General features: G+C 69.7%; 13 protein-coding genes and 1 pseudogene. 9 read left to right on the top strand and 5 right to left on the bottom strand.

What is annotated here, in order from left to right; genetic code table 11:
* Window positions 1-34: 34 nt before the first annotated feature.
* Window positions 35-316 (top strand): GlsB/YeaQ/YmgE family stress response membrane protein, encoded by a 282-nt coding sequence (locus ACL02U_RS03590; protein ID WP_412789116.1) that lies wholly within the window; start codon window positions 35-37, stop codon window positions 314-316.
* Between the two features lie 69 nt (window positions 317-385).
* Here ACL02U_RS03590 and tyrS read toward each other — a convergent pair whose 3' ends face one another.
* The 3 genes and pseudogenes from tyrS to ACL02U_RS03575 all read right to left on the bottom strand — a co-directional run.
* A complete protein-coding gene (gene tyrS, locus ACL02U_RS03585; protein WP_412789115.1) occupies window positions 386-1654 on the bottom strand; it encodes a tyrosine--tRNA ligase in 1269 nt (422 codons plus the stop codon).
* A 103-nt stretch (window positions 1655-1757) separates the two neighbouring features.
* Window positions 1758-3152, bottom strand: a complete 1395-nt coding sequence (locus ACL02U_RS03580) for a metallopeptidase TldD-related protein (RefSeq protein WP_412789114.1) — start codon at window positions 3150-3152, stop codon at window positions 1758-1760.
* Window positions 3149-3415 (bottom strand): annotated as a pseudogene (locus tag ACL02U_RS03575) (metallopeptidase TldD-related protein); the annotation flags it as partial. The gene ACL02U_RS03580 and the pseudogene ACL02U_RS03575, both read right to left, overlap by 4 nt.
* Window positions 3416-3746: 331 nt before the next feature.
* Here ACL02U_RS03575 and ACL02U_RS03570 point away from each other — a divergent pair.
* The 5 genes from ACL02U_RS03570 (at window position 3747) to ACL02U_RS03550 (ending at window position 7315) form a co-directional block, all read left to right on the top strand.
* Window positions 3747-4439, top strand: a complete 693-nt coding sequence (locus ACL02U_RS03570; RefSeq protein ID WP_412789113.1) for a helix-turn-helix domain-containing protein — start codon at window positions 3747-3749, stop codon at window positions 4437-4439.
* 77 nt (window positions 4440-4516) lie between these two features.
* Window positions 4517-4927, top strand: a complete 411-nt coding sequence (locus ACL02U_RS03565) for a hypothetical protein (protein WP_412789112.1) — start codon at window positions 4517-4519, stop codon at window positions 4925-4927.
* Window positions 4928-5250: 323 nt separating this feature from the next.
* Window positions 5251-5508: a hypothetical protein gene (locus tag ACL02U_RS03560; protein ID WP_412789111.1), complete on the top strand. Its 258-nt coding sequence runs from the start codon at window positions 5251-5253 to the stop codon at window positions 5506-5508.
* A 13-nt stretch (window positions 5509-5521) separates the two neighbouring features.
* A complete protein-coding gene (locus ACL02U_RS03555; RefSeq protein WP_412789110.1) occupies window positions 5522-5839 on the top strand; it encodes a hypothetical protein in 318 nt (105 codons plus the stop codon).
* Window positions 5840-6067: 228 nt separating this feature from the next.
* Entirely contained in the window at window positions 6068-7315 is a 1248-nt protein-coding gene (locus tag ACL02U_RS03550) for a tyrosine-type recombinase/integrase (protein ID WP_412789109.1), read from the top strand.
* A 60-nt stretch (window positions 7316-7375) separates the two neighbouring features.
* Here the strand turns inward: ACL02U_RS03550 and ACL02U_RS03545 are convergent, their stop codons facing one another.
* Complete coding sequence (locus ACL02U_RS03545) at window positions 7376-8935, bottom strand: TldD/PmbA family protein (RefSeq protein WP_412789108.1); 1560 nt, start codon at window positions 8933-8935, stop codon at window positions 7376-7378.
* A gap of 416 nt (window positions 8936-9351) precedes the next feature.
* Between ACL02U_RS03545 and fabG the strand changes: the two genes are divergently transcribed.
* The 3 genes from fabG (at window position 9352) to ACL02U_RS03530 (ending at window position 11457) form a co-directional block, all read left to right on the top strand.
* Window positions 9352-10071, top strand: a complete 720-nt coding sequence (gene fabG / locus ACL02U_RS03540) for a 3-oxoacyl-[acyl-carrier-protein] reductase (protein WP_412789107.1) — start codon at window positions 9352-9354, stop codon at window positions 10069-10071.
* Window positions 10072-10076: 5 nt separating this feature from the next.
* Entirely contained in the window at window positions 10077-10844 is a 768-nt protein-coding gene (gene fabI / locus ACL02U_RS03535; protein WP_412789106.1) for an enoyl-ACP reductase FabI, read from the top strand.
* 265 nt (window positions 10845-11109) lie between these two features.
* Window positions 11110-11457 (top strand): hypothetical protein, encoded by a 348-nt coding sequence (locus tag ACL02U_RS03530; protein WP_412789105.1) that lies wholly within the window; start codon window positions 11110-11112, stop codon window positions 11455-11457.
* Here ACL02U_RS03530 and ACL02U_RS03525 read toward each other — a convergent pair.
* A complete protein-coding gene (locus ACL02U_RS03525; RefSeq protein WP_412789104.1) occupies window positions 11432-12127 on the bottom strand; it encodes a FadR/GntR family transcriptional regulator in 696 nt (231 codons plus the stop codon). The two genes, ACL02U_RS03530 and ACL02U_RS03525, sit on opposite strands and share 26 nt — an antisense overlap.
* Between the last annotated feature and the right edge of the window lie 43 nt (window positions 12128-12170).

Raw genomic sequence — 12170 nt, 5'->3', positions numbered from 1 at the left:
AAAGGCTCACCCGGAGCCGCTCGAGGAGGCAGCCATGGGCTGGTTGTGGGCGATCATCGTCGGTTTCGTGCTGGGACTGATCGCCAAGGCGATCATCCCGGGCAAGCAGCACAGCCCCCTGTGGCTCACCACCGTCTTCGGCATGCTGGGCGCCACCGTCGGCAACGCCTTCGCCCGCGCGGTCGGCGTGGGCGCCACCCGGGGCGTCGACTGGACGCGGCACCTGTTCCAACTGGTCGCCGCGATCGTCATCGTGTTCCTCGGCGACATGCTCTACATGGCGCTGTGGGGAGGCCGCAGACGCCAGGTCGCCTGAGCGCCGGCAGGCCGAGGGGGCGCCCTCCCGCAGCGGGACGGCGCCCCCTCGGCGCGCCTCGGCAAGCGCTCAGTCGCCGGTGACCTCCACCGCGGCCAGGTTCCGCTTCCCCCGGCGCAGCACCAGCCACCGCCCGTGCAGCAGATCCTCCACGGCCGGGACCGCGTCCTCGGCGGCCACCTTCGCGTTGTTCACGTAGGCACCGCCCTCCTTCACCGTCCGCCGCGCGGCGGACTTGCTCGGCACCAGTCCCACCTCGGCCAGCAGGTCCACCACCGGAGCCAGCCCGGGCACCCGGACGTGCGGCACCTCGGACAGCGCCGCCGCCAGGGTCCGCTCGTCCAGCGCGGCCAGCTCGCCCTGGCCGAACAGCGCCTTCGACGCGGCGACCACGGCGGCCGTCTGGTCCGCGCCGTGCACCAGCGTGGTCAGCTCCTCCGCCAGCGCGCGATGCGCGGCCCGCGCCTGCGGGCGCTCCTCGGTCTGCCGCTCCAGCTCCTCGATCTCCTCGCGGGACCGGAAGCTGAAGATGCGCAGGAACTGGGAGACGTCCCGGTCGTCCGCGTTCATCCAGAACTGGTAGAACGCGTACGGCGTGGTCATCTCGCCGTCCAGCCACACCGTGCCCGACTCGGTCTTGCCGAACTTGGTGCCGTCGGCCTTGGTGATCAGCGGCGTGCCCAGCGCGTGCACCACCGCGTGCGGCTCCACCCGGTGGATCAGGTCCGCACCCGAGGTGAGGTTGCCCCACTGGTCGCTGCCGCCGGTCTGCAGCGTGCAGCCGTGGCGGCGGTACAGCTCCAGGAAGTCCATGCCCTGCAGGATCTGGTAGCTGAACTCGGTGTAGCTGATACCCGCGTCGGAGTTCAGCCGCCGGGAGACGGCCTCCTTGGCGATCATCCGGTTGACCCGGAAGTGCTTGCCGACGTCCCGCAGGAACTCGATCGCCGACAAGCCCTGGGTCCAGTCCAGGTTGTTGACCATGATCGCGGCGTTGGGGCCGTCGAAGTGCAGCAGCGGCGCGATCTGGTCGCGCAGCCGCTCCACCCAGCCCGCGACCACCTGCGGGTCGTTCAGCGTGCGCTCGGAGGTCGGCTTCGGGTCGCCGATCAGACCCGTGGCACCCCCCACCAGCGCCAGCGGCCGGTGACCGGCCTCCTGGATGCGGCGCATCGTGAGGATCTGCACCAGGTTGCCCAGGTGCAGGCTGGGCGCGGTCGGGTCGAAGCCGCAATAGAACGTGACAGGACCGTCCGCGAACGCCTTGCGCAATGCGTCCTCGTCGGTGGAGAGGGCGATCAGCCCGCGCCACTTCAGCTCGTCGACGATGTCCGTCACGGTGCTCGTGTCTCCTCGGTGATCTCGGGCCGCCGCACGACGACCGCCTACGAGGTTATACGCCCCCTGCCCGGGCGGGCTCCCCTTTGTCCGCCCCGGCCGGCTACACCCCCCGGCTCACCGAGCTCATGTTGAAGTCCGGGACGCGCAACGCCGGCATCGCGGCCCGGGTGAACCAGTCGCCCCACTCCCGCGGCAGCGTCCGCTCGGTGCGGCCCGCCTCCGTGGCCCGGCCCAGCAGGTCGACCGGCGACTCGTTGAACCGGAAGTTGTTGACCTGCCCGGTCACCTCCCCGTTCTCCACCAGGTACACACCATCCCTGGTCAGCCCGGTCAGCAGCAGCGTGGCGGGATCGACCTCGCGGATGTACCACAGGCAGGTCAGCAGCAGCCCCCGCTCGGTGCCCGCGACCATCTCCGCCAGGGAGCGGTCGGAGCCCCCCTCCAGGACCAGGTTGTCGATCGCCGGTGTCGTCGGCAGCCCGGTCAGGCCCGCGCTGTGCCGGGTGGTCGTCAGATGCGCCAGCTCGCCCCCGCGGATCCAGTCGGTCGCGGCCAGCGGCAGCCCGTTGTCGAACACCGACAGGTCGCCCGCGGAGGAGTGGGCCACCACGAACGGCGCCGACTCCAGGCCCGGCTCGTGCGGGTCGCTGCGCAGCGTCAGCGGCAGCTCGCTCAGCTTCTCGCCCAGCCGGGTGCCCCCGCCCGGCGCGGAGAACACCGTGCGCCCCTCGGCCGCGTCCCGGCCGGACGCCGACCACATCTGGTAGATCAGCAGGTCCGCGACCGCGGTCGGCGGCAGCAGCGTCTCGTACCGTCCGGCGGGCAGGTCGACGTTCCGCTCCGCCCAGCCGAGGCGGACCGCCAGGTCGGCGTCCATGGCCACCGGGTCGACGTCCCGGAAGTCCCGCGTCGACTGCCCGGCCCACGCCGAGCGGGTACGGTCCGGGGACTTGGCGTTGGTCTCCAGGGTGCCGGTGGGCTGGTCGTGCCGCAGCCGCAGCCCGGTCGACGTGCCGAGGTACGTCGACACCATCTCGTGGTACGCGAACCCGTACAGCTCCCGGCCGCCCGCCCGCGCGCGGGCGAACGCCTCGCCGAGCGCCGGGGCGAAGTCGGCGAACACGGCCGAGGAGGTCTCCGCGGGCGCCTCGGCGAACCCCGGCGCGGCAGGCACGTCCGCGACCAGCGGCCCCGCGTCCTCGGCGGGCCCGGCCCGGCGCGCGGCGTCCTCGGCGGCCCGCACCAGCGGTTCCAGCTCGTCGGCCGTCACCGCCGCCCGCGAGACGACACCGGAGGCGGTGCCCTCCGCGCCGTCGACGGTGGCGATCACGGTGAGCGTGCGGCCGCGGGTGACGCCGTTCGTGGTGAGCGCGTTGCCCGCCCAGCGCAGGTTGGCGGAGGAGTGCTCGTCCGCGATGACGACGCAGCCGTCGGCCGAGGACAGCTCCAGGGCGCGCTCGACGATCTCGTGCGGCTTGCTGACGGGGGCGCTCATCGGCCGGCCTCCTGCGTGGTGTTGAGGATGTTGACGCCCTTGAAGAGCGCGGAGGGGCAGCCGTGCGAGACCGCGGCGATCTGCCCCGGCTGGGCCTTGCCGCAGTTGAAGGCGCCGCCCAGGACGTAGGTCTGCGGCCCGCCCACGGCGGCCATGGAGCCCCAGAAGTCGGTGGTCGTGGCCTGGTAGGCGACGTCCCGCAACTGCCCGGCGAGCCGCCCGTTCTCGATCCTGAAGAACCGCTGCCCGGTGAACTGGAAGCTCACCGCAGGGTCAGGGGGCATACCTCTCTGATCGGCGTTTGTGCAGGTCAGGCGGTTGTTCACGGTCTGCCCTCAATCCCTGTTCATACGGGTTGAAACCGGACTGTACGGGGTCTGGTGATGACCTGGTGTCGACCTCCGGGGCCCGCTGATGCGGGTCCTGGAGACCGGGCTCCGGATCGGATCAGAGACTACCCATCGGTCCCCCGGACTGGGCACGCGATTATCGCCCTGACCTGAGACTCTCTCCGGCCGCACGAGAACGCTCCCTGTGGGAGTGAGGAGCTGGGAAGATCGCACGGATAGGTGTCGGGCGCCGTACGCTCGAATCATGAGTGCCGACATTGGCAAGCGGCTCCAGGACACACGCAAGCGACGCGGCATGACGCAGCGTCAGCTGGCGAGCGAGTCGGGTGTGTCCCTGTCCTTGATCCGGAAGGTGGAGCAAGGGGAGCGGGCTGACACGCGACTGGAGACTGCGCGTCGGCTGGCGCAGGCCATGCGGGTGCCTACGACGAACCTCATTGCTGATCACGAGGACGCTCCCGAGGCGGCGCCTGGCGCTGATGATCGTTGGGAGGCTGTCCGGCATGCGCTCGTGGCGTCGGTACGGGCGGACGGTGTGACGGAAGAGCCGACCGTGGGCGGTGTCCGGGACGCGCTGGAATCAGCCCTGCCGATCTTCTCCGGTGATCGTTTCGCAGAGCTGAGTGTGATCCTTCCGCCCCTGCTGCGGGATGCTGATCTGATCGCCGGGAGCGGCCAGGAGGGGCGGGCCGTACGTGTTCGGCTCTCACAGCTCACAGGCTGGCTGCTCACACAGACTCGGCAGTTCGAGGCGGCCGACATCGCTCTGTCCCGGTCGCTGGAGGAGTCGTCGGATCGGCTTCAGGCGGCGGCGACGGTGAGCACACAGTGCTGCTCTTGCTGCGGCGCGGTCGGCTGTCTGAGGCAAGGGAGCTGGCAACGCGGTGGGCGGATGAGGCCGAGCCTCGCATTTCGCGGGCGACCCCGGCGGAGCTGAGCGCCTGGGGCTGGCTGCTGCTGCGGGCCTCTGCTGCTGCGATCCGGGACAACCGGCCTGGGGAGGCCGAAGACGCGTTGCGCTACGCCAACTCGGCGGCGGTCGCGATGGGGCGGGAGTTCGCTCCGCGCGACGACTTCTTGCAGGCGTTCGGGCCGATCACGGTGGCTCTGAAGCGGGCCGAGAATGCCACGATCGTCGACAAGCCGGACTTGGTGCTCAAGCTCTCGAAGCGCATCCCGACCAGCGGCATGCGGCCCACGTCCAACAACCGCAACCGCCACCTCCTGGACGTGGCAGAGGCGCACGCTCGGTCGCGGGACTACGCGAAGACGGTTGAAGTCTTGCAGGGGATCCGCGCGGACGCTCTGCAGTGGCTGCCTAACCAACGCTACGCGCGGGACATCTTCGGCCGAGTGATCGCGCGTCGGCGCACCCTCACGCCGGAGATGAGGGACTTGGCTGACGTGATCGGCGTACCGGTGTGACGCGGTGTGGCACTTCGGGCTGGCCCCCCATCGAAGTGCCATTGAGGTGTGTTCCTGCCGTTACGTAGCGTCATATGCATGGCGACCCAAGGCAGAGCAGCAGAGACAGCTGTCCGTGAGCGCATGACCACGGTCGATGCCGACGCGCGTCAGTGGGAGTACACGACCTGTGCCCCGGCCGGTGAGACGTGCCCGGCATGCGGTTTGCCGATCAAGACCGTTGAGAGCTGCCGCCGGGGGATGCTGTCTCGCCGGGACTCGTCTCCGATCGTGGCGTACCGGCACACGGCTTGCGCACCGAAGGGGGCGGGGCAGTGATCCCGATGGAGATCTACAAGAGCAGCAGCAAGAGGGCCGCTGCTGACGCGCATGAGGCGCTGCGGCAGGCGTTGCTGGCGATCGGGATTCCGGCGCGGGATCTTGGCCGGCTGGCTCCGCGCGTGGCGCCGGACGGCCGTCCGATGGTGGCGATGGGCACGTGGAACGCTGACGTGGTGCAGAAGGTAGCGGCGCATCTGATGGCGTCACCTGCGCACGTTCAGGCGCCGGGCGGCCGTGTCGTGACCGATCGCGCCCCGTGACGCGAGACGACTGATGCGCCAGTGCACCGCTACGGCCAAGGTGCCCTTCACTGAACTGCCTTTTCTCGCCGGACAGCAACGGGTCTTGGATGAGGACCTTGACGGCGCACCTGACATGGTGCGCGAGGAACGGGCAGATCACCGCCCGGGCGACGCCAAACCCGTGGACGGTCCGGACACGGTCACGGAACCTTCCTGGCGCTATGTCGGCTCCGGCTATACCCCCGGCGCGGCCGGCCTCGCTCTCGGCATTGCTGAGGATCACGCTCAGAGTCTTCAACTGGCCAGGCAGGCACGGGAGGACGTGCAGAAGTGGGGTGAGTGGCTGTGAGGGGCGGTAGCAACCTGTTCATGACGCCAGGCGAGGCGACGGCGGAACCCGGTGTGACCAAACGGGTCCTCATGGACTTGTACCGGTGCTGGGGCATCCCGTTCCTCAAGGTCGGCAAGCATGTCCGGTTCCGAACTCGCAATCTGCACAACTGGGTTGATGGTCGCAGCAGCAGGACTAGGCTGACGAACAGTCACTAACCAATCAACATGTGAGGGGTTAACAAGCGTGGCGACCATCAAGAAGGAAGACTGCGCCTGCCCCCGGCGCAAGAAACCCACGTGCGCTCACAAGCCGTACCGGGTGACGTACCGGGAGCCCGGGGGCGGGACAGGCAAGCCGCGACCGGTGGCCTTCAAGAAGCTCGAAGACGCGGAAGCGTTCGCCATCAAGGTCGAGCGGGACAAGGACTTGGGGACCTACATCAACCCCAAGAAAGGGCAGCGGACATTCCAGCAGGTCTGGCATGAGTGGGTTGAGGAGGGAACTCTGGAAGAGTCCTCGAAAAGGAACTACCAGAGTGTCTACGACAACCACTACGGGCCCTTCTTCGGAAGCAAGCCCATCGGCAGTATTACGCCGGCAACCATCCTGGAATGGGAGGCGGATCAAAAGGAGCGCGGCTACAAGGAAACGGGAATCAATGGGCGTAAGAATGTTCTCTCGTCCGTCTTTAACTATGCGGTAGCAGTCGAGATCATTGGCCGCAATCCGTGTAAGAAGGCGAACCCCCGTAGGCGCTCGGGTCAGCAATTAACCCCGGTCACCGGCGAAGACATCCCCACCATGGAAGAAGTTCTGGGTATCATCGCGGAGGCTCCGAAGCTGATCCGCGCTGGATTCTGGGCCATGGCGGGTTGCGGGACGCGTCCGGGAGAGGCCCTGGCGCTCTCCGATGAGTCCATGGAATGGGAGCGCAGCGTCCTCACCGTGGACCACCAAGTCTCGGCCTATGGCTGCCAGGAAATCTCTGGTTACCGACGCGGCGTGAAGCGGGGCACGAAGCATCGCGCCTTCGAACAGGCGCGGAAGACTCCGGTTCCCGAATCAATCAACGAGATCTTTAACGATCACATTGACGCCTTCGGGACATGGGGAGATCGGGGCTGGTTCTTCGAATCCCCCCGGCTGAATGACCGCCACCCGTCGTATGACTGGTTCCTGGACCAGTTCAAGGCGGCGGCCAAGCTGGCCGGGACTCCGCAGTACACCCCGAAGAGCTTCCGGCACTTCTTCGTCTCGGAGGCCATCCACGCTCAGATCCCGCTCTTCGAGGTGGCGGCGTGGGTCGGTCACCGGACCACTCGGACCACAGAGCTGGTCTACGGCCACCTTGTCCGCCGTGCCATGGACCGGGGCGCCCGCACGATGCACAACCGCCTGGGGCTCAAGCTGGAGCCCTTCAAGGGCCTCATCGTCCCGCCCTCGCTGACGCCCACGGAGGACGACATCGAGGACTGGGACGACGTGGCGTAGGTGGTTCGCTGTGATTACGTGTCGACCTGGTGCAGACTTCGGGCCGGATCGGTCGCCCTCTCAGGCGCGGCCTGACTCGTTCGCAGTGTTCAGAATGTTCACACTCCGAAACATTGCGGACGGGCACCCGTGAGACACGGAAGCGACTTGCCCAGGTTGGGCCTTTCCACAGTTGAAAGCCCCTCCTAGCACGTACGTCTGAGGGCCTCCGACAGCTTCCATGGAGCCCCAGAACTGAGGGGTGATCCCCTGATATGCAAAGTCCCTGACCTGCCCCTCAAGGCGGCCGTTCCGGATCATGTATGCCCTCTGACCCGTAAACTGGAAGTTGTACCGCTGCATGTCGATCGACCAGGACCGGTCGCCGACCACGTAGATGCCCCGGTCCACGCCCCCGATCAGGTCCTCGGTGGACATCCCGGCCGGATCCGGGCGCAGCGACACGTTGGCCATGCGCTGCACCGGCACATGGGCGGGGGAGTCGGCGAACGCGCATCCGTTGGACCGCTCGAACCCGGTCAGCCGGGCGATGCGCCGGTCGAGCTGGTAGCCGACCAGGGTGCCGTCCCGCACCAGGTCCCAGGACTGGGCCGCGACGCCCTCGTCGTCCCAGCCGACGGTCGCCAGACCGTGCTCGGCGGTGCGGTCGCCGGTGACGTTCATCAGCTCCGAGCCGTACCTCAGCTTGCCGAGCTGGTCGAAGGTGGCGAAGGAGGTGCCGGCGTAGGCGGCCTCGTAACCCAGCGCCCGGTCCAGCTCGGTGGCGTGCCCGACGGACTCGTGGATGGTGAGCCACAGGTTGGACGGGTCGACCACCAGGTCGTACGGGCCCGGCTCGACGCTCGGCGCGCGCATCTTCTCGGCGAGCAGTTCCGGCATCCGCGCCAGCTCGTCGTCCCAGTCCCAGCCGGTGCCGGTGAGGTACTCCCAGCCGCGTCCGACGGGCGGCGCGAGGGTGCGCATCGAGTCGAACTCGCCGCTGGAGGAGTCGACCGACACGGCCGTCAGTACCGGGTGCAGCCGCACCCGCTGCTGCGTCGTCGAGGTCCCCGCGGTGTCGGCGTAGAACTTGTTCTCGTGCACGGTGAGCAGGGAGGCGTCCACGTGGTCGACCCCGTTCGCGGCCAGCAGCCGGCCGCTCCACTCGGCGAGCAGCGCCGACTTCTGCTCACCCGGCACGGTGAACGGGTCGATCTCGTAGGAGGAGACCCAGGTCCCCTCGGCGTGCACCGGTTCGTCGGCCAGTTCCACCCCGCCGCGCTGCCCGAAGGGCGCGGGAGCCGCCCCCGCCCCCGCGTCGGCGGCCGCGACCACCTGCGCGGACAGCTTCGCCATCGCCACCGCCCGGGAGGCGACCTTCGCGGCGGCGTCCGGCGTCAGATCGACACCCGAGGCGAACCCCCACGCGCCGCCGTGCACGACCCGTACCGCGTACCCGAGGTCGGTGGTGTCCGACGAGCCGGCCGGGCGGGCGTCCCTGAGCCGCCACGACGCGCTGCGCACCCGCTCCAGGCGGAAGTCCGCGTGCTGGGCGCCGAGGGACCGCGCCCGGGCCAGCGCGGCGTCGGCCAGGGCGCGTAGCGGAAGGGCGAGGAACGATTGATCGATCTCATGGGCCACGGGCGGCTGCTCCTTCGGTGATGCGGGATGCGGATGTGGCGCGGTTCGGATGAGTGAACTATGTCGCCAAGGGTGGCGGCGTGGCCACCCGATAGTGACGGGAGCATGCGTGTCGAGGACCGGCGGGCAGGACCGGCCGCCGGTCGGGCCCGACGGGCGTCCGCGCTGCACGGGCGGCGTCGGCCGTCGACGTCGCGGAGAGGCGGTATCAGCCGGGCCTCCGCTCATGCCCCCGGGACGGAGGACTGACCCGGGGCCGAACTGTGGAAACCCGACAGTGACGTCATTGCGCCACTGTCGATGCCCGAATGCCCGAGTCCGTAAGCGGACCGATAGGTTTTCGGGGGAAGCCGCCTGCCCCGCGTGACGCCACGTGTGCGGCGGCCGTACGAGTCCGCTATGGAAAGGGTGATCCGTTGAGCCGCTCGGTTCTCGTCACCGGAGGAAACCGGGGCATCGGCCTCGCCATCGCCCGCGCGTTCGCCGACGCGGGCGACAAGGTCGCGATCACGTACCGCTCGGGTGAGCCCCCGGCCGTCCTCACCGAGGCGGGCTGCCTCGCCGTCAGATGCGACATCACCGACCCCGAGCAGGTGGAGCAGGCCTACAAGGAGATCGAGGCCGCGCACGGCAACGTCGAGGTCCTGATCGCCAACGCGGGCATCACCAGGGACCAGCTCCTGATGCGCATGTCCGAGGAGGACTTCGCCTCGGTCGTCGACACCAACCTCACCGGCACCTTCCGTGTCGTGAAGCGGGCCAACCGCGGCATGCTGCGCGGGAAGAGGGGCCGCGTCGTCCTGATCTCCTCGGTGGTCGGACTGCTCGGCTCCGCGGGGCAGGCGAACTACGCCGCCTCCAAGGCCGCCCTGGTCGGCTTCGCGCGCTCCCTCGCCCGGGAGCTGGGCTCGCGCAACATCACCTTCAACGTCGTCGCGCCCGGCTTCGTCGACACCGACATGACCAAGGCGCTCACCGAGGAGCAGCGCGCGGGCATCGTCTCGCAGGTGCCGCTCGGCCGGTATGCGCAGCCGGAGGAGATCGCCGCGACGGTGCGGTTCCTCGCCTCGGACGACGCCTCGTACATCACTGGAGCCGTCATTCCCGTTGACGGCGGACTGGGAATGGGTCACTGATCACCATGAGTGGAATCCTCGAGGGCAAGCGCGTCCTGATCACCGGTGTGCTGATGGAGTCCTCCATCGCCTTCCACGCCGCCAAGCTGGCCCAGGAGCAGGGCGCCGAGATCATCCTGACCGCCTTCCCGCGGCCGACGCTGACCGAGCGCATCGCCAGGAAGCTCCCGAAGCCGACCAAGGTCATCGAGCTCGACGTCACCAACCAGGAGCACCTCGGACGCCTGGCCGACGTGGTCGGCGAGGAGCTGGGCGGCCTCGACGGCGTGGTCCACTCCATCGGTTTCGCGCCGCAGGACGCGCTCGGCGGCAACTTCCTCAACACGCCGTTCGAGTCGGTCGCCACCGCCATGCACGTCTCGGCGTACTCCCTGAAGTCGCTCACCACGGCGTGCCTGCCGCTGATGCAGAACGGCGGCTCGGTCGTCGGGCTGACCTTCGACGCGCAGTTCGCCTGGCCGCAGTACGACTGGATGGGCCCGGCCAAGGCCGCCCTGGAGGCCACCAGCCGCTATCTGGCGCGTGACCTGGGCAAGCAGAACATCCGCTGCAACCTCGTCTCGGCGGGCCCGCTCGGCTCGATGGCCGCCAAGTCCATCCCCGGCTTCAGCGACCTGGCCGCAGTGTGGGACACCCGTTCCCCGCTGGAGTGGGACCTGAAGGACCCCGAGCCGGCCGGCCGCGGCATCGTCGCCCTGCTCAGCGACTGGTTCCCGAAGACCACCGGCGAGATCGTCCACGTGGACGGCGGTCTGCACGCCATCGGCGCCTGACCGGCGCACCGGCCGGGACCGTTCCGGTCCTGGCCGGGCGGGTCCGTCCCGGTCCCGCCCGACGGGGGCTCGTCCCCGTCCTGCCCGAGGGCCCGCGCTCGCTGGGACGCCGAACTTGACCAACGGCGTCTCGCTGGAGGCGGGCCCTCGCGGCGCTCACCCGTTCGGACCATCCGGCCGGGCGGTCGGGCACCCCGCGGCGCACTCTGGTCGTACGCGCTCACCTCGCGTGATCCTCCCCAGCCCGGCCGAGGAGGTCCCCCTTGTGCTCCTGTCCCGCAGCCTGGCCCCGGTGACCGTCGCCCTCCTGCTCCTGCTTCCGTACCACGCGATGCCCCAGGCGGCCGCGCACGTCCGGAGGCCGCAGGCCGCCCCGTTGTTCGGCGCGGAGTGCCGCACCCGGGTCCGCGGCTCCCACGTCGTCGCCTTCTGCCACAACCCCTACGTGGAGACCGACCGGGTCCGCCTGCACATCGAGTGCGCCCGCTGGTGGGACCTCGACACCGACACCCCGCCGGCCGACGCCGGCCCGGCGATGACCGTCCGCCTTTCCGGCCGGTGCTGGGCGGAGGTCGGCTCGGTGTGGGTCAGCCACCAGCGCCGGGCGGGCTGAACCGCTCCGGCCGGCACTGGAAGGGGTAGCGCGCCGCCTCGGCGGCGGCCGCAGCGGTGTCGCCCGCGCGGATCGCGTCCACCAGCGGGGCGTGGTCCATGAAGGACCCCGGGGTCAGTTCGCGGCCGACGTCCTCGCGCAGCCAGTCCCGCAGCACCTCGCCGAGGTCCGCGTACGTCGCCGTCATCACGTCGTTGTGGGAGGCGGCCACCACCGCCAGGTGGAAGGTCGCGTCGGCCGCCACGAACTCCTCGGCGTCCCCCGACGCCCAGGCCTGCTCGCGCCGCAGCAGCAGGGCGTCGAGCTGCTTCAGGTCCTTCTCCGAGCGCCGCTCGGCGGCCAGTCCGGCCGCACCCGACTCCAGGGTGGAGCGCAGCTCGGCGATGTGCCGCGGATCGGCGCCGGCGAAGCGGCGGTGCATGACGCCGGCCAGCTCGCTGGTGGCCACCACGTACGTGCCCGAGCCCTGCCGGATGTCCAGCAGGCCGTTGTGCGCGAGCGCGCGCACGGCCTCGCGGACCGTGTTCCGGGCGACCCCGAGCTGCTCGACCAGTTCGGGTTCCGTGGGGATGCGGGAGCCGACCGGCCACTCGCCCGAGGCGATCTGGTTTCGCAGGGTGGCGATGACCTGCTCGGAAAGGGCCGAGCGGCGGGGATGGGTCAGGGGCATGGCACACCTTCGCATGTGCGGGGCGGGTGCGCGTCGCGCGGGG

Source organism: Streptomyces sp. MS06, assembly GCF_047200655.1.
Classification (GTDB): Bacteria; Actinomycetota; Actinomycetes; order Streptomycetales; family Streptomycetaceae; genus Streptomyces.
Note: the sequence above shows the minus strand (reverse complement) of the source record. Positions and strands in the feature narration are given on the sequence as shown.